26 protein-coding genes and 1 pseudogene are annotated in these 25,351 nt (G+C 35.3%); 19 read left to right on the top strand and 8 right to left on the bottom strand.

Annotated features, from left to right (window positions below; translation table 11 throughout):
- The coding region (locus tag ACNHOZ_RS19660) for an aminotransferase-like domain-containing protein (protein ID WP_447697277.1) at positions 1-799 on the bottom strand (799 nt) is incomplete at its 3' end.
- A 120-nt stretch (positions 800-919) separates the two neighbouring features.
- On the opposite strand from ACNHOZ_RS19660, the pseudogene ACNHOZ_RS19655 reads away from it, so the two are divergent.
- Both ACNHOZ_RS19655 and ACNHOZ_RS19650 read left to right on the top strand, forming a co-directional pair.
- Positions 920-1,162: pseudogene (locus ACNHOZ_RS19655) on the top strand (superoxide dismutase).
- Positions 1,163-1,357: 195 nt separating this feature from the next.
- Positions 1,358-2,167 carry an arylamine N-acetyltransferase family protein gene (locus tag ACNHOZ_RS19650; protein WP_048021453.1) on the top strand — a complete coding sequence of 270 codons (810 nt, stop codon included), beginning with the start codon at positions 1,358-1,360 and terminating at the stop codon, positions 2,165-2,167.
- 375 nt (positions 2,168-2,542) lie between these two features.
- Here the strand turns inward: ACNHOZ_RS19650 and ACNHOZ_RS19645 are convergent, their stop codons facing one another.
- Positions 2,543-2,827, bottom strand: a complete 285-nt coding sequence (locus ACNHOZ_RS19645) for a hypothetical protein (protein WP_048021451.1) — start codon at positions 2,825-2,827, stop codon at positions 2,543-2,545.
- A gap of 667 nt (positions 2,828-3,494) precedes the next feature.
- On the opposite strand from ACNHOZ_RS19645, the gene ACNHOZ_RS19640 reads away from it, so the two are divergent.
- The 5 genes from ACNHOZ_RS19640 to ACNHOZ_RS19620 all read left to right on the top strand — a co-directional run bounded on the left by ACNHOZ_RS19640 (position 3,495) and on the right by ACNHOZ_RS19620 (position 7,297).
- A complete protein-coding gene (locus ACNHOZ_RS19640) occupies positions 3,495-3,779 on the top strand; it encodes an HMA2 domain-containing protein (protein ID WP_048021449.1) in 285 nt (94 codons plus the stop codon).
- Between the two features lie 18 nt (positions 3,780-3,797).
- Positions 3,798-4,331, top strand: a complete 534-nt coding sequence (locus ACNHOZ_RS19635; RefSeq protein WP_048021447.1) for an HMA2 domain-containing protein — start codon at positions 3,798-3,800, stop codon at positions 4,329-4,331.
- A complete protein-coding gene (locus tag ACNHOZ_RS19630; RefSeq protein ID WP_230683563.1) occupies positions 4,331-6,445 on the top strand; it encodes a heavy metal translocating P-type ATPase in 2,115 nt (704 codons plus the stop codon). The genes ACNHOZ_RS19635 and ACNHOZ_RS19630 overlap by 1 nt, the downstream gene beginning before the upstream one ends.
- Entirely contained in the window at positions 6,417-7,007 is a 591-nt protein-coding gene (locus ACNHOZ_RS19625; protein WP_048021443.1) for an HMA2 domain-containing protein, read from the top strand. Before ACNHOZ_RS19630 ends, ACNHOZ_RS19625 begins: the two co-directional genes overlap by 29 nt.
- Positions 7,008-7,072: 65 nt before the next feature.
- Entirely contained in the window at positions 7,073-7,297 is a 225-nt protein-coding gene (locus tag ACNHOZ_RS19620) for a hypothetical protein (protein ID WP_048021441.1), read from the top strand.
- 884 nt (positions 7,298-8,181) lie between these two features.
- Here the strand turns inward: ACNHOZ_RS19620 and ACNHOZ_RS19615 are convergent.
- From ACNHOZ_RS19615 to ACNHOZ_RS19605, 3 genes are all read right to left on the bottom strand, one after another.
- Positions 8,182-8,538, bottom strand: coding sequence for a DUF4181 domain-containing protein (locus tag ACNHOZ_RS19615; RefSeq protein WP_048021439.1), 357 nt, complete (start codon positions 8,536-8,538; stop codon positions 8,182-8,184).
- Between the two features lie 391 nt (positions 8,539-8,929).
- Entirely contained in the window at positions 8,930-9,499 is a 570-nt protein-coding gene (locus ACNHOZ_RS19610) for a hypothetical protein (protein ID WP_048021438.1), read from the bottom strand.
- Positions 9,500-9,534: 35 nt separating this feature from the next.
- On the bottom strand, positions 9,535-10,098 hold the full coding sequence (locus ACNHOZ_RS19605) for a hypothetical protein (RefSeq protein WP_230684700.1): 564 nt from the start codon (positions 10,096-10,098) through the stop codon (positions 9,535-9,537).
- Between the two features lie 193 nt (positions 10,099-10,291).
- On the opposite strand from ACNHOZ_RS19605, the gene ACNHOZ_RS19600 reads away from it, so the two are divergent.
- From ACNHOZ_RS19600 to ACNHOZ_RS19565, 8 genes are all read left to right on the top strand, one after another.
- Entirely contained in the window at positions 10,292-11,557 is a 1,266-nt protein-coding gene (locus ACNHOZ_RS19600; protein WP_048021437.1) for a Y-family DNA polymerase, read from the top strand.
- A 14-nt stretch (positions 11,558-11,571) separates the two neighbouring features.
- Positions 11,572-11,904 carry a YolD-like family protein gene (locus ACNHOZ_RS19595; RefSeq protein WP_048021435.1) on the top strand — a complete coding sequence of 111 codons (333 nt, stop codon included), beginning with the start codon at positions 11,572-11,574 and terminating at the stop codon, positions 11,902-11,904.
- 121 nt (positions 11,905-12,025) lie between these two features.
- Positions 12,026-12,541, top strand: a complete 516-nt coding sequence (locus tag ACNHOZ_RS19590) for an SMI1/KNR4 family protein (protein ID WP_048021433.1) — start codon at positions 12,026-12,028, stop codon at positions 12,539-12,541.
- Between the two features lie 13 nt (positions 12,542-12,554).
- The gene (locus ACNHOZ_RS19585; RefSeq protein ID WP_048021431.1) at positions 12,555-12,932 is read left to right on the top strand and encodes a hypothetical protein; all 378 of its coding nucleotides are present in this window, start codon (positions 12,555-12,557) and stop codon (positions 12,930-12,932) included.
- Positions 12,933-13,064: 132 nt separating this feature from the next.
- Positions 13,065-13,397 (top strand): hypothetical protein, encoded by a 333-nt coding sequence (locus ACNHOZ_RS19580; RefSeq protein WP_033578686.1) that lies wholly within the window; start codon positions 13,065-13,067, stop codon positions 13,395-13,397.
- A 77-nt stretch (positions 13,398-13,474) separates the two neighbouring features.
- Complete coding sequence (locus ACNHOZ_RS19575) at positions 13,475-13,984, top strand: hypothetical protein (RefSeq protein ID WP_048021429.1); 510 nt, start codon at positions 13,475-13,477, stop codon at positions 13,982-13,984.
- Positions 13,971-14,405 carry a hypothetical protein gene (locus ACNHOZ_RS19570; RefSeq protein ID WP_048021427.1) on the top strand — a complete coding sequence of 145 codons (435 nt, stop codon included), beginning with the start codon at positions 13,971-13,973 and terminating at the stop codon, positions 14,403-14,405. The genes ACNHOZ_RS19575 and ACNHOZ_RS19570 overlap by 14 nt, the downstream gene beginning before the upstream one ends.
- Before the next feature lie 90 nt (positions 14,406-14,495).
- The gene (locus ACNHOZ_RS19565) at positions 14,496-14,939 is read left to right on the top strand and encodes a hypothetical protein (protein ID WP_048021425.1); all 444 of its coding nucleotides are present in this window, start codon (positions 14,496-14,498) and stop codon (positions 14,937-14,939) included.
- A gap of 222 nt (positions 14,940-15,161) precedes the next feature.
- On the opposite strand, the gene ACNHOZ_RS19560 is transcribed toward ACNHOZ_RS19565, so the two are convergent.
- Both ACNHOZ_RS19560 and ACNHOZ_RS19555 read right to left on the bottom strand, forming a co-directional pair.
- The gene (locus tag ACNHOZ_RS19560; RefSeq protein ID WP_048021424.1) at positions 15,162-15,362 is read right to left on the bottom strand and encodes a hypothetical protein; all 201 of its coding nucleotides are present in this window, start codon (positions 15,360-15,362) and stop codon (positions 15,162-15,164) included.
- 52 nt (positions 15,363-15,414) lie between these two features.
- Positions 15,415-15,591 (bottom strand): hypothetical protein, encoded by a 177-nt coding sequence (locus ACNHOZ_RS19555; RefSeq protein ID WP_196299115.1) that lies wholly within the window; start codon positions 15,589-15,591, stop codon positions 15,415-15,417.
- Between the two features lie 386 nt (positions 15,592-15,977).
- Here ACNHOZ_RS19555 and ACNHOZ_RS19550 point away from each other — a divergent pair, with 386 nt between their 5' ends.
- The 3 genes from ACNHOZ_RS19550 (at position 15,978) to ppsA (ending at position 22,630) form a co-directional block, all read left to right on the top strand.
- Positions 15,978-18,980 (top strand): DEAD/DEAH box helicase, encoded by a 3,003-nt coding sequence (locus ACNHOZ_RS19550; RefSeq protein ID WP_048021422.1) that lies wholly within the window; start codon positions 15,978-15,980, stop codon positions 18,978-18,980.
- Positions 18,981-19,270: 290 nt separating this feature from the next.
- Complete coding sequence (locus ACNHOZ_RS19545; protein WP_033578688.1) at positions 19,271-19,654, top strand: hypothetical protein; 384 nt, start codon at positions 19,271-19,273, stop codon at positions 19,652-19,654.
- A 369-nt stretch (positions 19,655-20,023) separates the two neighbouring features.
- Positions 20,024-22,630, top strand: a complete 2,607-nt coding sequence (gene ppsA, locus ACNHOZ_RS19540; RefSeq protein WP_048021420.1) for a phosphoenolpyruvate synthase — start codon at positions 20,024-20,026, stop codon at positions 22,628-22,630.
- A 140-nt stretch (positions 22,631-22,770) separates the two neighbouring features.
- On the opposite strand, the gene ACNHOZ_RS19535 is transcribed toward ppsA, so the two are convergent.
- Complete coding sequence (locus ACNHOZ_RS19535; RefSeq protein ID WP_048021418.1) at positions 22,771-23,517, bottom strand: gamma-glutamyl-gamma-aminobutyrate hydrolase family protein; 747 nt, start codon at positions 23,515-23,517, stop codon at positions 22,771-22,773.
- A 291-nt stretch (positions 23,518-23,808) separates the two neighbouring features.
- Here ACNHOZ_RS19535 and ACNHOZ_RS19530 point away from each other — a divergent pair, with 291 nt between their 5' ends.
- Positions 23,809-25,347, top strand: a complete 1,539-nt coding sequence (locus tag ACNHOZ_RS19530) for an ABC transporter substrate-binding protein (RefSeq protein WP_098112789.1) — start codon at positions 23,809-23,811, stop codon at positions 25,345-25,347.
- Positions 25,348-25,351: the final 4 nt, after the last annotated feature.

Here is a 25,351-nt window from a genome sequence, read left to right as displayed (position 1 = left end):
CATTCTTCATGTTGTATTCAAAATCTGCTAAATAGTCATCTTCTACAATATACACATTGTATTTATAGGCTAACTGTAAAATGGCTTCTTTGTCTTTTTTGCTATATGACGTTCCTAAAGGATTATGAAAGCGTGGCATTGTATAAAAAAATTTGATTTCTTCTTCATTAAATATTTTTTCTAGTTGCTTTAGATCAATGCCTTGAGCTGTACGTTGAATTCCTATTGCGCGAATTCCATATGTCTTCAACATATCCATATACAAATGGTAACTAGGTTGTTCAACTAAAATGGTAGATCCGTTATTTGGAAATGGCATCATACTTAATAAAGCGAGTGCTTGTTGAACCCCTGAAGTGATGAAAATCTGTTCAGATTTCGTAAATACTTGATAAGATTCTAAGAGCTTTTTAGCTTCTGTAATTAATAAAGAGAAACCTTTTGGTGTTCCATAACGAAACAATTCTTCTTGATATGTATCAATCGCTTTATTAATACACTGTTGAAAGTCTTTATATGGAAATGCATGCCATGTTGGAGACGATGTTGCAAAATCAACGCCTTCGGTAGATGTGGGTTCTTCGAAAACTCGATGTTCCACAACGTAATAACCACTCTTTGGAATGGAATAAATAATATGTTGCTCTTCCAAACGTTTTAAGGCAGATATTATGGTGCTTTTACTACAAATATATTGGTGCGATAAGCTTCTAATTGATGGTAATTTTGCCCCTGCTGGAAAGTCCCCAGCCTGTATCTTTTGAAGTAGAGAATGATAAATTGTTTCGTATTTAAGCATAGTATTCCTCCGAATATACATCTGTACCGATACAGATGTGTATTTTTCATATCGTAGATATTGCTAGTTTTTCTTACTATAGTGATAACCGGCCGGATAAATTTAAAGGGGGTCACTCACATGATTGAAAAGAAAAAAGCATATATAGCCGCACTTACTTATGCCATCAATCAAACATTCGGAAGCTATAAAAACTTTAAAGAACAATTTACTAAAGTAGCAACAACTTGTTTTGGATCAGGCTGGGCGTGGCCTGTAGTAGATAAGAGATAATTTTAAATTACTAGTACACCTAAACAAGATAGTCCTCTTATGGAAGGTAAGACACCAATCCTAGGTCTTGACGTTTGGGAACATGCTTAACTATCTCAATTATCAAAATAAACGTCCAGATTACATTGCGGCTTTCTTTAATATCATTATACCAAAGCGTTTTAACTTTTATTTTAATTTATCTTGTTAACTAGGGTAGATCAGAGAGCATATATATTGGCTTTAAAAAATGAAGTGTAGGTTTTCTGATTTGAACTAACATGAAGATGAAAGGTGGTTATGAACATGACGGAAATCAATACATTGTTTCGTAAACGAATAGGTATTCCAGATGATGAAAAAATAACGTTTGATATGCTAGGGGGAATTCTTGAAAAAACAGCAAAAGCTATTCCGTTTGATAACGTAGATATTGTAGAAAATAATATAGCAGAGGTTACGAAAGAAAACATCATTCATAAAATTTTAATAAGGCATGAAGGAGGGCTTTGTTATCAGTTGAATTCACTTCTTCATTTTTTCTTAGCTGAAAATGGTTTTGAGGTACAAATGGTTCGTGGAATAGTATATAACCAAGTTACTCAAGACTGGTACAAACTCGGAAGAACGCATGCCGTCAATCTTTTAATTCATGAAGGAAAAAAATATTTAGTCGACACGGGTTTTGGAATCAACCTTTCTTTGCAGCCCGTTCCATTAGATGGAACAAGTGTCGTTTCGTCCAATGGAGAGTTTCGAATTAAAAGAGTCGATACTGAACAAGGTGATTGTATATTCGAAATGAAGGTAAATAATAGGGACAGCGAATGGAAAACAGGGTTTATCTTCCATTCCAAACAGCTGATACGGAATTTATCAGATTTTAATGACTTACAAAAAATAATTGTAGAAAAACCAGAATCACCTTTCAATAAAAACTATTTGCTTGCGCAGTTAACCGATGCAGGGCATATGACATTAACAGATACGTCTTTTACACGCTTTGCTAATGGAGAAACAGTGAAAGAAAAAATTGACGGTGCAACGTTTAAAAAGTTGGCTCAAAAACATTTCAAATGGGGTTCCATGTTAACGGACCCTCCTCATCTTGGGTAACCTTTACAGGGTTCCACCTAGAATTTTACTCTGGAATATGCATATTTTTATGCAACGTTGATATGACTACATTTTTTGGATAGTCGAAAGAAAGGAGAATGTATGAAAAGCGCACATTTTATAAGATATGGCCTTACTCCGCACACTCAGTCCAAGGAATATGTTTGTTGTCTTTCCCGTAGCAGTTGCTGGTCTAGCATTTGGAGAAATTATAAATGTAACCGTTAAGCGAAACAAAACAGAATTAATTTAGAATGATAAAAGCTTATCTATTTATAGATAAGCTTTTTATTTCGGATAATTTACGTTATGGTAACTACTGTTAATAATTATGGCTATTTATGTTAGTTACCATAATGTGAATTCTCGGTACTCTTAACGACCAAACATTAGAGCAATAATAGCCACAATCAACATAATAATTAGCAATAATACATTAACTTTAATGAAGAATAAGGCCCATTGTTTGTTTTTTATAGCAAAATAAAAAACAACAATATGAAACAACACAGAGATTGTTCCTCTCGTAATAAATTGCATCCCTAATCCGTAATCTGTAAAAAAAAGGTACAAACCTAGCAATAGAGAAAGAATAAAAACGGATAAGTATGAGTTACGAATTAACTTTTTTCTTTTTTGTGCATGTTCAAATAAATACATGTAGAATACCTCAACGTTGGATTTTATACCATTTTATCAATAATATAACTTCTAATCACTATGTATATTATATACAACTTTAGTTGACATAATCACTCTTTCCGGAACACATCATAAAAAGGAACCCTTATGGGAGTAAGGGTTCGAAAGAGGTCTCATTTATGAGTTATGCAGCTTTTTATACATCGTTGATAGAATAGGCATTCTATTGAGGAAAACAATGTATAAAAAGTGCACCTTTTATACATATGTAGAGCACATCGAAAATAGTATGAATATTAAAAACATGTTATAGTCAGGTTGTTCATTCTCGGATACGTTTGAACGACCCCTTATATGAAAGCAACCTCGCTTGCCAATAGCGAGGTTGCTTTTTGTTTTGCTAATATTAAGTTTTCTCGAATGCGGGTGGTCTAGAAGTACATAGTTTTTTAGACACCATTGTACTCAAAAGTATCTAACCTAACAAATAAAGAAACTTTAAGCATCTATATAAAAAACATATCTATTATCATCCTAAAATACTGTAAATTTTATTACTTATTTGTATGTAATAAAATTTACAGTATTTTAATAATCATATTGTTATAAAATATATAAGTTGGTAAAATAAAGAAAAATGATTGGTGGTATTTGGATATTAATGAGTATTAAAGAGAAAGTATTAATGAAATTTGCAGAGAAGAAATTAAATAAGTTACAGATTAATCTTGTACATTTCATTCCAGGAAGAATTAGACTTCGTTCAACTATTTGGAAAGATAATAGTAAGCTAGTTGAATTAATTATTTTAAATTTGAAATCTCAACCTCTTGTCTATGACGCAGTATTTACACCAGATACCGGGAGTTTACTTATTACATATAAAGCTTCCCACATGACAAATAACAAAGAAATTGAAGAGTGGTTTCGACTTATTGAACAAATATATCAAGAAGAATATAGAGCTTAAGGAAAGGGAGGGATGAGCATGCTTCCTACTGTAATTGGTTTAGGAGCTTCTTTTATTGCTCCAAAAATTATGTCTCAATTCCGTGATCAAAAAATAAAAGTAGTGCATGCGATGCCGGGTCGACTGCGTATACAATGTGACAGTTGGAAGCACCGTATCATTGCACGTGCTCTAACGGAAGAAGTCAAAAAACATCCTCTTATTTTAACATCGGAAGCTTCAGAACTAACCGGAAGTTTGCTGCTTCAATTTGTTGTACCTCATATTAACCAGGAAGAGCTAGATGAACTGATGAGTTATATCGTACAAATAGCAGCTAACGCCATTTTAAACAAAGATGCTACATTGATGAATGGCATGACTAACACACTTGGATTTATAGATAAAGGGATTAAAAAGCAAACTAATGGCTTTGCTGACTTCGATAGTTTATTTGTTCTATTTTTATTAGGAAAAGGAATTCAGTCGTTTGGAAGTGCGCCTGCTTTCTCTGCAAGCTTACTTTATTGGTCATACAACATCATTAAGGATAAGGGGGAAAAGAATAGGTGATGATGTTCGGGGTAAAGGTAGCTCATTCTCTCCCTGGAAGAACCCGATTTTATATACCTAAACAGCTAGATACAAACTACATTGAAACTTGGTTACGCTCTTTTCCAGGGGTATATTCTGCAAGCTATAATCAAGTAACCGGAAGTCTACTCATTTATCATCATATTACTCTTTCTTTATACAGTCTCAAATCGTTCATCCATAAATACAAACATACACTCAAGAAAGCAGCATGTTCATGGAAAAAGGCTATACCTATCATAGCTTGTGGAACTATTTTTTTAGTTAACTGGTACCTTCAACGTTCTTCGTATCCTGCTATAGTAAAAGCACTTTCCTATTGGGTTAGCACCTTTACTGCTATCAGTACTTCCTATGACGTAATTAAAGATGGTGTTGTTCATGTCCTAAAAGAACGAAAAGGGAATGCTAATACATTAACAGCTGCTTCTATATTCGCTTCTTTGTATATGAAGAATCCAGGATCGGCTTTAATTATTACTTTGATGTCTACTATTAGCGAGCTATTAACAGACTATACGTCTGAAAAAACCAAACATTATATTCACTCCGTCCTAAAATTAGATGTCTCATATGCCTGGAGAGTAAAGGAAAAGGGCGTTGAAGAAAAGGTTTTAGTCGAGGATATTCAAGTTGGTGATAAGGTTGTCGTTTTTACGGGAGAAAAAATTCCTGTGGATGGAATCATAATAGAGGGTAATGGTACAGCAGATGAAGCTTCCATTACTGGGGAGTATATGCCAAGAGAGATAAGTGGTGGAGATAATGTGTACGCTGGAAGTGTTTTGCAGAGTGGACATGTTACTGTAACAGTTGAAAAAGTAGGAGAAGATACATCTCTCTCTAAAATTGTAAAACTGTTGGAGGAAGCACAAGATAAACGCGCTCCTATTCAAAATATAGCTGATAGAGTAGCTGAAAAAATGGTGCCTGTCTCTTTTGGTTTGGCACTAGTTACGTTTTTCTTCACGCGAAACCTTAATAGAGCGATGAGTATGTTAGTTATTGATTTCATTTGTGGAATCAAATTATCAACAGCCACAGCTTTATACGCATCCATTGGACGTGCTGCAAAAGAAGGGGCTATTGTTAAAGGTAGTGATCATATTGAAAAGATGTCTAAACTAAATACAGTTATTCTTGATAAGACCGGAACTATTACAGAAGGCACGCCTGTGGTTCAGCAAGTAATTGCTGCTGAAGGTTTTAATCAAGAAGATGTCATTCGTTTAGCTGCAGCAGCTGAGAAAAATTCTACCCATCCTATTGCTGATGCAATTATGAAGCAAGCAAAAGATTGGAACATTTTAATTCCTATTAGAGACAATAATGCTCAGGTAGAAACAACGGTAGGAAAAGGAATTTCCATTTGGCTAAATGGTAAAAGAGTTGTGGTTGGAAGTTTACGTTTTATGAATGAATTAAAGATTAAAACAACCAACTTACTTCAACACATGCAAAACGATGAAAATGTAATTTATGTAGCCTATGATCAAACACTCGTAGGAGTAGTCAGCATTTTTGACAAAATACGTTCTGGTATGCACCGCGCAGTGAATAATCTTCGACATCAAGGTATCAACGACATCATTATGCTTACTGGAGACAAGAGAACGGTTGCAAGAGAGATGGCGCGTCGCTTAAAACTGAATTGGTATCATGCAGAGGCTCTGCCAGATGATAAAGCCTTTTATGTGAAGAAGTATGGAAGAACGGGAGCTGTCATGATGGTAGGTGACGGCATCAACGATGCACCAGCTTTAGCTCATGCTCATGTAGGTGTAACTATGGGTGCTAAACGAACAGACATTGCTTCAGAAGCCAGTGATGTTATTATTACGTCTGATAACCCAGAAATGCTTTCTGAGTTAGTTGGACTATCTAAAAAGACCATGAACATTATTAAACAAAACTTCATTGCCACGTTTGCTATTAATGGTATTGCAATTTTATTTGGTGCTTTAGGTATCTTCTCTCCAATTGTGGGAGCAGCTATTCATAATGCGGCCACTATTGGTGTAGTAATAAATAGTGCAAGAATTTTATGGCTAGGGAGGGAAACCAATGAATCCCAAATTCTACGTTCTGCATGATATACCAGGTCGTATTCGATTTCATATCCCAGCATTGAGAGATAAGAAAAATCATGTAGAAATAGAGCATATGTTTTCTGCTTTAAAAGGTATAACGAGTGTGAGAATAGAACCCACTATTCAAACCATGCTTATTTACTATGATGTTTCACAACTTTCTCGCAATACCATTTTTCGTTATGTATCTATCTTTTTTCAGCAAACGCGTTTAGATCCATTAGATGATATTATGATTCAAATGGATCCTGCCACACGAAATGATTGGCTACGTACATTGTTTTCCGGGGGATTACTTCTACTGGCAGGTATTCGAAAAGCATCTTTTTATAAACCAGATGCACTCGTATATGGAGCAGTAGTTGCGACAGGCTATACGGTCTTATCCCACGGTACGAGCAATAAAATGAGGCACCCAGATATTTTAACTGGAATTGTTACGATGTTATCTCTAGGGCCCTCAAATATGCTCTATGTAGCAATGATTACATGGATTGTGAATGTATTGGAATTGTTACATGAAAAGCAGAAAGTGCAATCACAAAAGCTATCTACAATTACGTAAGATATTCATTCATACCTTTTGTATGAATTGATATAAAAAACTTAAGATTATGGGGGAGTTTTATAATGATTAATCGCGATTTTCTAATGGGATTTGTATCAGGAACAGTGGTAGGCGCAGTAGGCTACCGTTTATATGAACAAAACGGTGAGCAATTACAACGTTTGGTTCAACCTAAACAGGCATATGGTGGACAACAAACTATATCATCTTATCAACCTTCTATGGAAGAGCTTCAAGCACAGAAAGAGCGTCTAGAAGATATGATTGCTGAGCTACAAGTAAAATAATGATAAAAAGAGTGAGAGATAGTTCCAGGCTACCTCTCACTCTTTTTATTCATGATGAGGGAATCATTTTAAATGATTAAACGCTTATTTACCGTACGCTAAAAAGTTTCCTGTGGTAAACTCTTGTTATTATTATATTCTGCAATTTGAAAATTATCAATAATTGTAGAGGGAAATGTTCTAATTTTACAAATGAGCAGAAGGAGTAATTTACTTTTTATTTAAACAGCGTTAAAAAGTTACAAATAAAACTCTTGACTTTACCTCTATAATTTTTGAAGAATATTGCACGTACCGACCGTAAAAGTATACGTTTACAAACTCTTCTTGTATATAGGAAAACTATTATTTTCATTGTTCGCTTAAGTTATAAAAACAATTACGAACGTCTTCTGGAATCCATGCACTTTTACGAACGTTTTTAGTAATAAAAAAGGATTCATACCGGTTAAGCGATATGAATCCTTTTGAAACATAGTTATGTACCAATAGGTATTTCTTATAATAAAATTAATCCACCTATTATAAGAACAGCACCAAGCATAATACGGAACCCCGAAGACGACACTGGATCAGTAACTATATCGGATGCTACTGCTAAAAAAACTAAAGTTTTTTTAGTCTTTCCTTTTGTGTTTTTATCTTTTACGATGATTAAAATTCCCGAGACTAATAGATACAAACCAATTAGTAAAACTAATATAGGTATAAAAATTATTTCCACCTGCTCTTATGTATTATAGTGTATTTATTTTCTATGCTTTTTATAACGTACATAGCTCTTTGTGTATGTATAGATAAACCATTAGAAAACATTCAATATTGCTCCAACAATAATAGTAAGAGGTATAAAAATGTTTTTAGCAATAATATTCAACTCCTATTTAAAATACATTTAACAAAGTACCAACTCCTATAGAAGCTAAATAAAAGAAGAAGAAGATAACGGCTAAAAGGTGTTCCTTTGTTTCTCTTGCAAATTTCCATTCCATAAATATATTAAATCCCTGATAAACAATACAAAAAGCAGCTAAAATAATCCACATAGGAACTTGATTATAATAGCTTAGGGAAAATAAAAATATTATGTATAGTACAACTTCTATTCTTGAGTGCCACCTGTTTACTTTTTTTCTATAAATATCTGGATCGGTTTCTAAGTGCATCTTTTTTCTTAAGTATTTTTCGACATAATGAGCGATATAAAACGCTACTATAATAAAAATCAAAAATTTGTACATAAATACCTCCTAATATCCAATAATATCATTTTTTTCTATTTTAATTAAATTAATCCACTTAATGTGGAATTAATCATATGATTTAAGGCAGGTTTTATTGAACAGTAAGAAGAGGCTTCACTTGTGAATGAAGACATAGTAGCAATTGAAAGTTATAAAATTGAGTTTTATAAAGATTTAAAATATATGTTACTGGAGAAGATGATGCAATAAAAAAATAACTGTGTGACGAAAAATATGAAAGGGTAAAGAGCCCTTGTATATCAAGAACTCATATTTTGTACGGTTCCGATAATCAAACGCATGTTAACTAAATTAGAAAAGAAAAAAGCCTGGATCTCCTTAGATACAGGCTTTTTCTCAACTCTGTTGTTTAAGTAGAAAAAAGTACTTACTTTAAATTCAAGGTTACTTCCTTATTTAGATATGGAGATGTAAAAGTTACTGTTTGTTCATTTCTCCATTGTGCATCATGAGCTCCTAAAACATTTAAATCGCTCATATCCGTATTTCGTGTCATAACATGAAGAGGTTCTTGATTTATTCGTTTTTTCACCAAAGGGAATTCCGTTTGTTTATAAAAATCATAGTAATGATTAGTTTCTCCAAGACTCCAATTAGAATAACCAATAATAAGTTTTTGGGTATTCTTAGGGGAACTTAGATCATAATAGTCAACTCTATTAGTATAAAAGAACGTGAACCACCCAATGATTGCTATAGGTACAATCAAAAACGGCCCAATTACTCCCCAAAAAACTTTAGACTCTTTTGTTTTGCTAACGGTTATAAGGACTATGTATAAATAGATAAAGTGTAGAACAAATATCAGAAAATATATCGAAACCTTTGAAGAGAAAACGTATAGGCTCTTTAGTGCTAAAAGATAAAAGAATAGATCTATAGAAAGAAGGACGATAGCTAACATTTTTAGTATACTCTTATTATTTTTATACTTCATTGACTACGAACCCTCCTCCTTTTCATTTAGAAATGTTAAATATCGCTGCTATTAATATCAAGTGAGTAGCTACGAGGTATATAATTTTGGACTTTTCCAGGTGAGTTAAATAGATCACTCTTACTGAATATCGTAAATCCAACCTCTTCCACATCCACAAATGTATCGACTTTATCTATATCGACATTTTTAAATTCTATAGGTTTATTCCATTGTCTCGAAGGAATTAAATCCTGCTCTACAATACCTTCTCCGTAGAAAATGAATATACTCAGCCCATTATTAACTAATTCTTCTGCTAATCCACTAACATGGCTCAATTTTTCTTCAGAATCAACTTTAATAATAGCACCATCTAATGAATGCTCATAAAAAGGAATTTTATTTTTAATCAATGTTTCTTTTCCATGTCCAGAGAGCATTGAGTCTAAAACAAAAAAAACAGGTAAACCAAACATTTTTCGAACTAAAGAGATGATTAGATCATGATTAATGTCCCTAATCCCTACAGTAATAGATACAAATTTATCTTCTGGAAAGTCAAAACTATCAATTATACTTTGGTCTGAATATTGCACAAAATATTCTTTTTTCAACATTTATCCCCCTTTAGGGTTTAGTCTTTTTGAACTCTTACTATTACGTTATGTAGTAGTTACTTCTGTTAATGTAACAATAAATTCTATGCAAGTGATAGCAATAATCGGGAAAAATTTAGAATTTCCATTGAATAAAGAACGTTTGTTCGTATATAATAGAGAACAAACGTTCTTTATCTAAGGAGTTCTTTCAATGGATTATGCCCAGCTACCAAACAGAGTCATTATATGCATCGACATGAAAGCATTTTTTGCTTCAGTTTCTTCTGTCATACGGGGGTTAGATCCGCTGAAAACAAAGCTTGCGGTGGTAGGAGATATCAAACGGTCTGGATCGGTTGTGTTAGCTGCCACACCTTTATTAAAGAAAAAAGGAATCAAAACAGGAAGTCGTCTTTTCGACATTCCTAAAAGAAAAGATATCCATGTCGTGAATCCATCTATGGAGAGGTATATCAAAGCTTCGAACTATATTTCTAGTTTGGTGTTACAGTATGTGGCTCCTGAAGATTTTCATGCGTACAGCATTGATGAGTTGTTTATTGATGCGACAGCTTCGTTGCATTTATTCGCTAAAACACCAGAAGAATTAGCTCATAAAATCATCAACGAGATTTACCGTAAGACACGGCTGACAGCTACCGCAGGCATCGGTCCCAATCTCTTACTGGCAAAAGTGAGCTTAGATCATGAGGCTAAGAATAGCCCAACAGGAGTTGCGTATTGGCGATATGAGGATATTCCCTTTAAACTGTGGTCCATTCATCCGATGAAGGATTTCTGGGGAATTTCGTCTGCTACGGAAAGACGCTTACAACGGTTAGGCATTCACACCATCAAAGAACTCGCTCTTTCTTCAAAGGAGATGTTACAAAAAGAATTTGGCATTCTGGGTGAAGAGTTGCATCAACACGCGAATGGGATTGATTACAGTCGCATTTCTGATGTGTACATTCCTAGCTCTCGTTCATTTGGAAAAAGTCAGATTCTATTCCATGATTATACAAACCGAAAAGAAGTGGAGTTATTGCTGTTGGAGCTATTAGACGATGTATGTTTTCGTTTACGCATGCATCAAGTAGTGGCTCAGACTGTTCATTTATCCATTGGTTACAGCAAACGAACAGGTGGAGGCTTCTCAAGACAAAAGAAAATGAGGAGAGCTTCGAATTTAAGCCAAGATATCTTTCCGTATTGTTTAACCATCTTACATACACATGATAGCGGAATGCCGATTCGTTCCATTGGGATTTCCTTGGCGAACACACGCATTCAAGAAGAAGAACAAATGAGCTTATTTGAGGATATTGATCAGCGGGAAAGAGCCTATGCACTTGCAAAAACGATCGATGACATTCGTCTTCGTTATGGAAAGAATAGCGTTCTACGGGCCTCAAGCTATCTCGATCATTCAACGGCTCGTTATCGAAACGGCCTTCTAGGAGGTCATAAAGCATAAAGGAGGAAGCTGCTATGCAGAACAGAGGAATGAAAAAATGGCGACCGTTCGCCACTATGCCAGAGCAATACAAAGGATTACAGGAAATTATAAAAAAACAAGCAGAAATACCACAACCTTTTTTAACAGAAGATCAAATGGAACAGATTAATTTCACTTTGATTGAAGCGCTTCATACACATAAAAAAGTGTACCTGACGTATTACAAGCATGGGCAGTGTATAACAGAAACAGGAGTTATTCAGTTCGTTGATTCTCTAGGAGGATTATTTGTTTTTATAGATGAGGGGGGTAACCAGGCGAATAAAATGAGGTTAAGCGAGCTAATTGATATTCGTTTCATGTAGTAGAAAGTAATAAAACAGTTTATTTACATAAGATTTCCATACATAATTAGTATAAGCTTAAAAAGTACAGAATCATTTTTCATAGATTCATTTAGTGATGTTATATAAGGAGACCTTTAAAATGAAGCAGGTTTGGCATGAATTTGAACAGTGGTTGAGAATAAATCGTCCAGAAGCAGTAGGAACACTTAACGAAGCAGCTGCTGAATCAGAAATTGCAGCGGTTGAACAAAAGGTGGGACTAACCTTCCCCCAAAACCTTAAAGACTGGTTAATGATACATAATGGACAGAGCGATGAGTATATAGGAGTTATTGAAAATTATACTCTATTACCTCTAGAGGAGATTCTTTATACGTGGCAAACCTTAAAAGAGCTTTTAGACGGAGGAGAATTTGAAGATTTTCCAGAAGTAGAACCTGTTGGACCAGTGAAAAAAGAATTGTGGTGGAACCCGCGTTGGATTTCGATTGCCACGAATGGGGGAGGAGATGATATTTGTATAGACTTGGATCCGGCTGAGGGAGGAAAAGTCGGCCAAATTATCACCTTTTGGCACGATTGGGAACAGCGCGAAGTAATAGCAGACAGCTTAGAAGAATGGGTAATGGCCACGATAAATCATACAGATCATTAAAGGGGAGAAGCAAATGATAAAGCCGGATATAGAGAAAATCTATAAAATTCTTAAAGCACTTCCAGGTACGTCGGTGAAAGTAGAATTTGAAGATGAAGTGGGAGAAATTCTTTCTACTCCTTATTATATCTATCTTAAAAGCGAGTTTTTAGATGGACAATTAGGCTATAGAGAAGATCTAGAAGCCAATTTCCTTATAGGGAATCAAGAAGGAGATTGGCAAGAAAGCTGGTTTGTCATAGGGTATGATGAAGAAATCGGCGGTGATCCGCTTTTTATTGATATAGCGAATGAAGATTATCCAGTTTTCACAGCTGAACATGGTATGGGTGAATGGGACGCTTTAGAAATGTATGATTCTCTAAAAGAGTTTGTAGAAGATGTTACTTAATTATGGCTTCGTTAAAAGATTTTGATAAGAGTACGGTCAGAAGAGGACAGATAGTAGTTTAATATCTACCTAGCTGTCCTCTTTTTTAGCATCTATTAAACTTAGAAAGAATGTAGAGAGAGGAAGGCCCTGATGGTAGGAATCGATTTCTATATCGTTAATAATGAGAAAGAAGCAGCTTCTTCTACTAAATGTGTAAAATTTGAGGAAAGAGTACAAGACTATCTGTTAGCGAGAGAATCCAAGGGTCCATTTGAATTATTGACGGGGTTAGATCAGTATGGTGACAAGTTATTTTCTGTACAAGAAATAAAGCAATTAGTAAAGATATGTGACGCATTACAGACTACCTGTAGACAACCAACGGAGATAAACCTGAATACGAGAGCTTTTGCTGAAGCATTAAAGAATCTTTGCTTAGAAGCACTGAAGCTAAATAAATTAGTATTTGCAGCTGGTGATTGATGTAGAATTAAATGAAATCCATGTTGTGGTTTCGTCGCTTCGATAATATGAATGAATAAATTCAAAGGGGAAACGTCTTGAAAAAAACAGTTCTAAATAAAAATAAAACACTTATAGAGTTAGGGTATGAGTTTCTAGTCGTTTGTCCACATTGTGCTTCTTGCGCCAAAGTCATAGCTTTAGATAACCCGAGTCCTTATATCGCTCACGTCAGAAGAAGGTTTATTTGTACTGCTTGCGGAGTCATAAAAAACAAAGTTATGAAAGCAAACGGTTATGGAAAAGCAAGGGTCTCGTATGAACCTAAAGTGAATTATGAAGTGATTTTAGCCAAAAATCCCTGCGACTGGTATTTTCGACTTCCACTCTACTTACAAATCGCATGCAGTGGAAACACCTTATGGGCATTAAACCTAGAACATTTAAATTATATCGAAAGCTATATAGAAGCTGAACTCAGGGAATCACATCCCTATTATTTAAGTGTCGAGAGTCGACTTCCAAAGTGGATGAAGCTTGCTAAAAACAGGAGTGAAGTATTAAGAGCCATTAAGAAACTAAAGGTGAAATTAAATGAGAAGAGCTAGGGTACAATGTCCTCGATCAGGATTGAGGGTTAGATGTCAGAAAGGTGTAGAACCAGCAGTTAGACAGTCTTGCTTAAACTTTGCAGTCTGGTTACGTTCAACGATAGAATTTCCTGTAAGAGTTGTTGTGTATTTAAAAAAGAATTATCAAATTAAAAATAAATATTCTAAAGAGCTAGTAAGCGCTACTTTCTTTGCACCATATGATAAAGCGATAGAACCTTATATACGAATTGCTACTGGTGACTATGAAGAATTAGTATCGGAAAGGGGAGAAATTGATGCTCTTTGGGCTATACTCCGCAGTATGGCTCACGAGATTGTTCATTACCAACAATGGATAGAAGAGAAAGAATTTGATGAGACAGAAGCAGAAACTAAAGGTGAAGAATTATTAGATGCTTTTGCTAATTCGTTATAATTTATCTTTCTAATCAGCTTATAAATTAAGCTAAAGAATTCTGCAGCTGAAGGTAACTTCTAAATAGCCTAAGTATGGGAAGTGAAGACTATGTATCAAACTATAAAGATTAGTAATTGGATTTTAGAAATTGATGTTGAAGAAACAAAAAAACAGTATTTGAAGAAGTGGGATTTGTGCGATTGTCTATATTGTCTAAACTTCTATGAAGCTATGAAGTCACGATCAGAGATAGAGCTTCAGTTTTTTTACCAACTAGGTATTAATCCTTCTCAATGTAATCACTTATCACATTTTGATCCTCAAGAAAATGGGCTACACTTCTATATTGGCTGTTATCATCTTGTAGGTAAGGTATCTCTTCAAACGCCTCTTGAAATTATAAATTCAGATGATGCAATCCAAATAAGTAATAATTTACATATTGGCTTTTCTAAAAATTTGAAATTTGTCCCTGGTGGATTTGCCAGACCCGTACTTCAACTGAATTTTGAGATAGAAGTCCCTTGGGTCCTGGCTGAAGAATTAGATTAACGTTTTTTATAACCTAGCTATCGCCTTAAAATCCATTTTCAAAACATTAAGGATAGGAAAGCTACAAGCAAAAGCAGAAGAGAAAACTCTAAGGCCCACGGACCATATTTATGAGAATTCAAACGATACATAGACCACCGCTGGCCGTTTTCACCTCCAAAGAATGAGACGGTAATCCATAGAAGAAATAAGACTAAAAACCATGAAAAAAAGATAATATAATTAGTCATCAGTTCTATATCCGCCATAAGCATCATCGTTATCGTACCATTCACAATCCTGAGGGTTGTTTGGATCTAATATAATTGTGCCATCTTTATCGCTCTCGATTTTACGTGGCGGGTTTTTCTTAAGCTCTTCGCTTAATTTTGCCCGTAACTCTTCGATAGACAACTTTTTTAATTTTTGTTCGCGACTTGGCATATAAGCACCACTCCTGTTAACGGTTTTTCTAAGAAATATACATCTTATGAATTTACTCTAGTTTATTTAATTTCTTTACCTCACTTAAAAATTCTTCATCTGAAAATTGACCGGTTATCTTTTTTTGAATGAGTCTTTCTTCCGAATCGGAAAGGTATAAGCCTTCTACCGCAAAACTTGCTTTTGTATTGTTTATAGCTTTTTCTATAGTTTTTTCATTCTCTGACATATTACCAACCTTTCATCTTCAACAGTAACCTAAGGTAAATTTTCAAAAAGAATGCGATAAATTATTTTTAGAGGCTTTATAAATTTACGATATGTGCAAATTCTTTTTTTACCTGTATTTACACTACAAAGATGATATCCATAGACTTAATCTTTATTAGCTAAAACCCTTCTTTCATTTACAATTATGGTGGAAAAAGGTAGATTATTAGTATACATCTCCATAATTATACTTCATGAAAATAGTTTGTATTAACACATGAACCTTTATAGATAACTTTAGCAAGTGAACATCTAAATACAACAGCTAGAAGACATTTAATTAATTATATGTTATTCGTTGTAAGCTGAACGTGCAAATTCTTTACAATAAAGAGGGTTGATAATATGACAAATACACAAAATATATTAAAGGCATGGCATTTTGCTGAAAATTTAAGCCCTGGAGTTGTTCCTCCAGTCCCTGGTATTAAATTAGGGAAGCGTATGAAAACATTTGATCAACCACGGGTTCGCAAAGTAAACATAAAAGAAGAGTTATGGAAAGAAGTAGAGTTAACTAACCCAGCAAAAGATAGTCTAGTTTTTACATACTATCTAGATTGTTACGTACAAAACGATCTTGTTAAATTTCTAAGACAGCACTTTGGAATTACAGATGAAATTATTAATGCTAAGTGGAATAAAAATTTTAGTTTAACTTTTTCATTGGATGAAAACGGTCAATATATTGAAGAGTCGCTGTTTATTCCACCGCTTCACTTAATTACAACAGAAATGGTGAAGAACGGAGGTTATAACATTGGACAGTTTTCAGAACAATACGTATTAATGACGAAGGAATGGGAGGAGTTGGCTAATTCTGTATTTACAGATGGAGTGAGTGAATCAGCAATTCTTCAGCTTCTAACAAAATACGATGAAATATTTCATCGTTTTGCAAAACAATCAGTTCAATATGCAGAGAATTATATTGAAATTTCTATTTTAAAGAAAGAGGACTCCTTAGAGTCCAAAAACTTCACAAGTTTCTACATGAACGATTTAGAACTTATTGTAGATGACACACCAAATGAAACGTTGAAAAACTTTTTAGAAGGTTGCAAATTAGCTCTTAATATTAACGAAAATCGTGCTGCCATTGAGAATGCTCTTGATCCAAAAAACTTGCCCGCTGGGCGATGGCCTTCAACAAATGAATATCGTTTATCATTAATGCAGCAAGTAGCTGTAAACCAAGTTCTTAATGAAAACGAAAGAATAAATTCAGTGAACGGGCCCCCAGGAACAGGGAAAACAACATTATTAAAGGATATTTTTGCACAAATTATCGTTAATCGTGCTACTGAAATGGCGAAGTTTTCTGATCCTAAGCAAGCATTTGAGGGAAATCAACTTTTTTTAAAGGAGCCATTAACAAAATTTAAAATGGTCATTGCTTCAAGTAACAATGGAGCGGTTGAAAATATTTCTAAAGACTTACCAAAATTAGAAGAATTAAATTTGAAAGTTAAAAACCAAAATGACAACAGCTATCTAGCGGAGATTAAAGAACTAGCATTTTTTGAAGAACTCTCAAAACAATTAGTTCTTGGGCCTTATGAAGCCCAGAAATCAGAAGACATTATTTTTGCACCAATATCGGTAGCACTCGGAAAGAAAAGCAATCAAACCCAAGCAGCAGATGTCCTAAAAGTTGATACGATTATAAACTTACTAGATAAAGAAGTACAAAATCTAGCTCCTTCATCTTGGTTGGATGCAGTAACAGAGTTTACAAATTTATATAAAGAAATCGAGCATGACAAACAAGTTTTACATGAATACATTGAGATATTAAAACAGAGCCCGGACGTTGTAGAAGACATAGACTTGGAGATATGTAAGTATACAAAAATGATACAGGAAATAAAACATCCCCTTGGTACTATATATGCTGATATAGAAGTAAAAGAAGAAGAACTAAAAAAGCTACCAAAGCCTAATTTTCTGACAAGGTTATTTAATAAAGAAGATATTCAAACAAAGAACCTTAAACAAGATGTAAAAGATTTAAGAGCATTAAAAGATCAAAGCTTATCAAGGCTTAAAACCTTAGAAGCGGAATTGAATTCTCTTAAACAGAAAAAACAGCATTTTTTAATGTTACAGCAGTCCTTTAAAAAAGAAAGATTAGAGCTTTCCACTGATGCACATTGGGCACAAACTGATGAAGCATATGAAAAACGTCAAAAGGATATTATTTGGCAGACAGACTCATTAAATTTCAAACGGGGATTGTTGTTTATAAAGGCCTTACAGCTTCACAAGCTTTTTCTTATCTACAATAAACAAGCTTTAGAGCGCCCTCTTCAGCTTTTTGCTAATCGTAGCGAAGTTGACTTAAATACAAGTGAAGGTATTCGCGAAACTGAAAACATGTGGGATGTAATACATCTTATAACGCCAATCATCAGTACAACATTTGCCAGCTTTTCTCAAATGTACAAAGGAATTAAAAAAGATTTTATCTCTTATTTATTCATCGATGAAGCTGGACAAGCTTCTCCACAGCAAGCTGCAGGTGCATTATGGCGTTCTAAACGTTCAATAATTGTAGGGGATCCTATTCAAATTGAGCCCGTTGTTGCTTTGGACGATACCATTTTAAACGATATCCGCAGGCGCTTTAAAATAGGCGAGCAATATATCGGTCCAGAAGCTTCGGTACAGGGACTAGCAGACTTAGCAAATCCTATAGGAACGTATACTGGCGATAGTAAGCGAATTGGGATACCACTTTGGGTTCACCGTCGCTGCGCCAATCCCATGTTTTCTATTTCAAATGAAATTGCATATGACAATAAAATGGTTTTAGCTATGGATTCTGATCAAAGCGCTGGTGTTTGGTACGACTGTCATGGTGGAGCCATAAACAAACATTACGTAAAGGAACAAGGTCAATTCGTCTTAGAAAAAATCAAACAACACTTTCAGCGCCTTCAGGAATCAGAGAAAAAGGCCGAGTTCCCAAGTGTTTTTATTATTACACCTTTTACGAAAGTGAAAACAGAAATTACTAAGTTATTAAAATCTAAGTTGAAAGAAGAATGGGTGCATATGGATGAGCGCAAGCTAAATAGGTGGATTGTAAATTCTGTTGGGACAGTTCATACTTTTCAAGGGAAAGAAGCAGATATTGTATATTTTGTTGTCGGAACAGATAAACAATCAGACACTGCAGCGGACTGGTCTTGTTCAAAACCAAATCTACTGAATGTAGCGGTATCACGTGCTAAACTTGAATTTTATTTAGTAGGTGATTTTAAACGTTTAAGTGCTAAGAGAAATTATAAGGAATTTGCAAAGCACTTAGAGGTTGTAGAACAAGTTAGCCATATCAATCTATGATACTGTTTTAAAAACCTATGAGCGCAGCAGTAGTATATAAAAACGCAATATTCTCTAGTAAACAAAGAATGTTTAATTAAAACAAATATATTATTTTAAGTAAATATACTTTAAAAAAGCACTCCTGTGAGTGCTTTTTTACTTTGCCTTAAGGAACAATTCTAAAAACAATCATTTTATGTATAGGTACTTCCACACTCTCCATGTGCAAAAAACTGGAAAAAACTCTCTCTAATAATTTATAATAATAGAGAACTATGTCGAATCCTAAATATTGGAGAGATTGCTATATGAGAAGAATACTTCCTTTTATAATTTTTACCATTTATTGCATTCCATATGTTTATCTATCTATACGAAAAGATTTTGAAGATGATTCAAAAATAAACTATATAATCATGGCCATGGTTACAGTCGTACTATCTTATCTAAGCGGGCTGATTAGAGCAGATTTGTCACTTATTTTAGGAAATATCGTTTCTTTTAGTACTTCATATTTTTATAACGCGTTAAGACTTCCTGATCCAAAATGGGAAAAATACTTTTCGCCTGTTACTTCGGTTGAGCAAATCGTACTCATAAGCCTTGCGGCGCTTGTACTGCAGATGATTGTTTATACAGTTGCTAGAAAGCGAGCGAAGAGATACATTCGTAACGCTATGGTTTCAAAATAGCAAAAAAAAGAGTTAGTCATTTGATGGGCCAAACTCTTCAGATGACTAGCTGAAAGAAGGGGTAAAAAGAAATTCATTCTGTATGAGAAGATAAAGCGATTAAAAACATTGAAAAAAATTCTCTTGCAGTCAAACGAGGAGGGAAGAATAGAAGCGTTATTAGGCATATACTTACCTGCTTTAAACAGGATACGAATCAATTAGGTAAGCTATTTATTACAACTTTTAAATATGTAACCGCAAACAAAAAGGTATGTATTTCTCTTCCTACTTTAATTATACCACATAAAAAAATGCCGATATAGACTGTTTATTCTCATTTACTGCTGGTAAAATCAATAAAACATTACCGGTTAGGAGAGATGTTGAATGAACTCTTTAGTTCTTAGCTTTCAAGAAATAAAAGATACACAGCTTTCACTTGTTGGAGGAAAAGCTTTAAATTTAGGCGCGTTATCAAAAATTCAAGGAATACAAGTACCGGAAGGATTTTGTGTGACAGCGGCCGGGTATCAAAAAGCTCTTGAACAAAATGAAACATTTCGAGCGTTACTGAACCAGCTGACGATTCTAAATGCTGATGATCGAGATCAAATTGGTGAAATCAGCGAAAAAATTCGCCAAACCATTATGGAAATAAAAATTCCTTCTGACGTTGTAAAAGCAGTTATTCATTCTCTCTCTCAGTTTGGGGAAGAGCATGCTTATGCAGTTCGTTCAAGTGCGACAGCTGAAGATCTGCCACATGCTTCTTTTGCTGGTCAGCATGACACCTATTTAAATATCAGAGGCAAAGAAGCCATCCTTGAGCACATTAGCAAATGCTGGGCTTCCCTGTTTACAAATCGCGCGGTAACCTACCGTATAAAAAATGGATTTGACCATAGTCAAGTGCACGCATCGGTTATTGTTCAACGAATGGTTTTCCCGCAGGCTTCAGGTATTTTATTTACCGCTGACCCAATTACTTCTAACCGAAAGCTGTTATCAATTGATGCAGGATTTGGACTTGGAGAAGCGCTGGTGTCTGGTTTCGTATCTGCCGATTGCTATAAAGTACAAGAAGGAGAAATCGTTGATAAAAAAATAGCAGCTAAAAAGGTAGCTATCTACGGATTAAAAGAAGGTGGAACAGAAACCAAGGAAGTTCATTTTGATCTGCAAAAAACGCAAGCGCTCACTGACTCTCAAATTTTACAATTAGAACGCGTTGGAAGACAGCTTGAAGCTTATTTTGATTGTCCTCAAGATATCGAGTGGTGCTTGGCTGATGATACATTTTATATTATCCAAAGTCGTCCAATCACTACTTTATATCCAATTCCAGAAGCAGCTGATCAAGAAAATCACGTGTATGTATCTGTTGGACACCAACAAATGATGACCGATGCCATGAAACCACTGGGATTGTCTTTTTTTCTGTTAACGACTAATGCACCGATGCGTACAGCCGGTGGAAGGTTGTTTGTTGATGTCACCCCTATGCTGGCTTCACCTGACAGCAGAAAAATGATGTTAGGTGCCATGGGACAGCATGATCCGCTCATGAAAGACGCACTTACAAGCATAATAGAGCGAGGAGATTTCATAAAATCTTTATCTAATGATCAAAGTTCCGGTAAAAGCAATAAAAGCGTGCCGCCTACGAAGCCTAAGGTACAAATCGAAAACGACTTGACGATCGTTTCTGACTTGATCAAGAAGAATCAAGCATCAATAGAAGAGCTGAAGCAAACCATCCAAACGAAGTCAGGGCCGGAATTAGTCGATTTTATTTCAGAAGATATCGGGATATTAAAGAAGATTTTATTTGATCCACAAAGTACAGCTGTGTTTATGGCCGCTATGGATGCTTCATCATGGATTAATGAAAAAATGGAGACATGGTTAGGTAAAAAAAACGCAGCAGACGCGCTTTCTCAATCTGTACCAAACAATATTACTTCAGAAATGGGTCTGGCGCTATTGGATGTCGCAGATGTAATTCGTCCTTATCCAGAAGTCATTCATTATTTAAAACATGTAAAAGATGATAACTTTTTGGAGAAACTGGTTAAGTTAGAAGGTGGACAGGAAACCAAAGACGCTATCTATGATTATCTCAGCAAATACGGAATGCGATGTCCCGGCGAAATTGATATTACGAAAACTCGGTGGAGCGAAAAGCCAGCTGCACTTATCCCTGTGATTCTTGGTAATATCAAAAACTTTGAGGCTAACGCCAGCAAACAAAAATTTGAAAAAGGTTTGCAGGAAGCCTTTAAAAAAGAGAAAGAGCTATTAAGTCGATTAAAGCAATTGCCCGATGGCGAACAAAAAGCAAAAGAAACAAAAGAAAGAATTGATCTCCTCCGAAATTTTATCGGTTATCGTGAATATCCCAAATACGGGATGATTAACCGTTATTTTGTTTATAAGCAGGCTCTCCTGAAAGAAGCCGCTCTGCTAGTAAAAGCCCGCGTTATTGATGAATCAGAAGATATATACTATTTGACGTTTGAAGAACTTCAAGGAGTTGTACGCACACGTAAACTAGATTACCAAATCATCAGTAAACGAAAAGAAGAGTACAAATTATATGAAAAGCTAACACCTCCGCGTGTGATTACGTCTCAGGGTGAAATTATTACAGGTGCGTACAAACGAGAAAACCTCCCGCCCCAAGCAATTGTAGGTTTACCGGTTTCTTCCGGAGTGATAGAAGGGCGCGCGCGCGTCATTTTAAACATGGAAAAAGCTAATCTATCAGATGGAGATATATTAGTCACTTCCTTTACTGACCCTAGCTGGACCCCGTTATTCGTAGGAATAAAGGGGCTTGTTACGGAAGTTGGGGGATTGATGACTCACGGCGCAGTCATTGCCCGCGAATACGGATTGCCAGCGGTTGTTGGAGTAGAGAATGCTACTCGGCTAATAAAAGACGGTCAGCGAATTCGCGTACATGGAACAGAAGGGTATATTGAAATACTGTAAAAGCCAAAAATACTTGCACTATTTTATCTAATTAATAGATGAAGATTTGTCTAGATTTCTTTGCGCATCTTCAGTTCATACAAAAAGGCAGGCCACAATGGCCTGCCTTTTTTATATTGGTAACAAAGTAGATTGAAACGTCAAATGCTGACTTTTTTCGTAGCTGTCTGCTGCACATGCTCCATAAACAGTTTAAACAAGTTCAGCATTGAAATATGTTCTTTTGCCATCATTTCTGGATGCCACTGGACGCCGACTACAAATTGATTTCCTTGTTTTTCAATGGCTTCAATGACTCCGTCTTTTGCCCATGCGGAAACTTCAAAGCCTGGCGCTACGTCTTTAATCGCTTGATGGTGAAACGAATTAATAAGAGCTTGATTACCGTAAAGGTCATGTAGGTGTGTTCCGTCTTTAATCATGATGGAATGAGAAGGGTCGCTTGTATTGTTGTATTGATCATGTTTGATAAATGACTCTTTAATGTCTGACATGTCTTGATAAAGCGTGCCGCCGTAAGCAACGTTTAAAATTTGTAAACCGCGGCAAATCGCTAATACGGGCTTTCCTTGATCAATCACATGCTTTAACAATAGATGTTCAGACTGATCTCGTGCTAAAAAAGGTGAACCTGTTTTTGTTGTAGGTTCTTCACCGTATAAAAGGGGATTGACGTCTTGTCCACCTGATAAAATCAACCCGTCTATACTTTCTGCCTGCGCTTTAATCATTTCTTCATCTTCTAGTACTGGCAAGATAAAAGGAACTCCGCCGCTGAGCGCTGTTGATTCGATATAGTCGTTATTCACATACGCTCGCTTATAGCCTGGAAAGCGTCCTCCTTGATCCACAATAATGCTTCCTGATATACCAATTAAAAATCCCACTGTTGTTTTCTCCTTTTTTGTTAAATTACCATTTCTTAAGATGTTTTCTCTTTTTTACTGCGTTGATAAAGTGTTTTCAATCGCTTGCTTTATAAGAAATAAATGGTTCTTTTATTCAACTATTATACATATATACCATATTTATTTAATAGAAAATGGTATAATAGCCTCTGTGTGTCAAAAATACTAATTGCCAAAGGTAGAAGGTAGTGCTACAATTGTTCACATTCCTACTATTCTTCTTATTATAGTCGGATTAAAATTTTATACAAGGAAATAGGAGTGATTTTAGTGAAAAGGACTTATTTACTTTTCATCTCTCTTTTAACCATTGTCCTCATGGTAGCAGGCTGCAGTGGTAACGCAAGTAAAAATACTTCAAGTGAAAAAGAAGGAAAAGAAGGCGGAACGCTAAACGTCGCGTCTCAAAGTGAGCCAGCAACGCTAGATGCTCAAATCACTGGGGACTCAGATGTGAAAGATGCAACGCGCAGTATCTATGAAGGGTTAATGATTTTAGACGACAAAGGAAATCCTAAGCCTGACTTAGCGTCTAAAGTAGATATTAGCGATGATAAAAAAACATACACGTTCCAATTAAGAAAAGGGGTTAAATTCCATAACGGTAAAGAAATGACTGCAGATGACGTTGTCGCTTCTATTAACCGCTGGATTAAGCTATCATCCCTTGGGAAAACAAACTTCTCTGGTGCTGAAATGACAAAAACCGGTGATTATACGGTAGAGCTTCATTTACCATCACCAAATGTTAACACGCTATCTTTATTAGCTGATCCAATCCCCGCAGCAGCTATTTTACCAAAAGAAGTGGTTGACAATGCATCTGATGAAGGGATCAAAGACTACATAGGAACAGGTCCATATAAAGTAAAAGAGTGGAAGAAAAATCAATATCTTTTATTAGAAAAATTTAAAGATTATTCTTCGAAAGGCCGCGAAGTTAAGAAAACTCCTCACGTCGATGAAATTAAGATTAGTTTCGTAAGCGATGAGTCAACTAGGATTTCTGGTATTACAACCGGACAATTTGACGTTGCGCTATCTGTATCAAGCGATAATGCCAAACAAGTTGAAGGCAGTCAAAATGCAAAAGTAGAAACATCACCAGGCGGATTTATGGGACTTTTCTACAACGCAGATAAAGGCGTCTTTAAAGACATCAATGCGCGAAAAGCAGTTAACGCAGCTCTTAACTCAAAAGATATCTTAGACAGTTCTTACGGAAGCTCAGATTATTACAAGCTTTCTTCATCCATTGTGAACAAAGAGTATCCAAACTACTACAGTACAGCTGGAAAAGAAGAATATAACCAGCATGATAAGAAAAAAGCAAAAGAATATTTGAAGAAATCTGGTTATAACGGAGAAGAAATTCGCTTAATGGCGTCTCGCGATTACCAAGATCAATACAATACAGCTGTTGTGGTTCAACAAGAATTAAAAGACATTGGTATGAATGTAAAATTAGAAGTATACGACTGGGCGACATTCAGCGATAAAATGAGTGATACAAACCAATGGGACATCTATCCTGTTGACTGGAATGCTCGTTCTACCATCTTCCAAGGATTCTGGACGACAAAAGGTACATCAGTTGAAAAATCAATGGACTACTTAAACAAAATTAAAGCTGCTCCTTCTGTTAAAGAAGCTCGCGGTGACATTGATGCCATCCAGCAATACGTATGGGACGAGCTTCCATTCACGCTTATTGGTCATAAAGTGAACATCAATGCCGTTTCTAACAATGCAAAAGGCTATGAGTATAATTTAGGTCCAATTTTCTACAATATGAGTTTAACAAAATAATATC

Source organism: Priestia sp. D51, assembly GCF_053345675.1.
The sequence above is the reverse complement of the archived record's forward strand: the minus strand, read 5'-3'. Positions and strand labels throughout refer to the sequence as shown.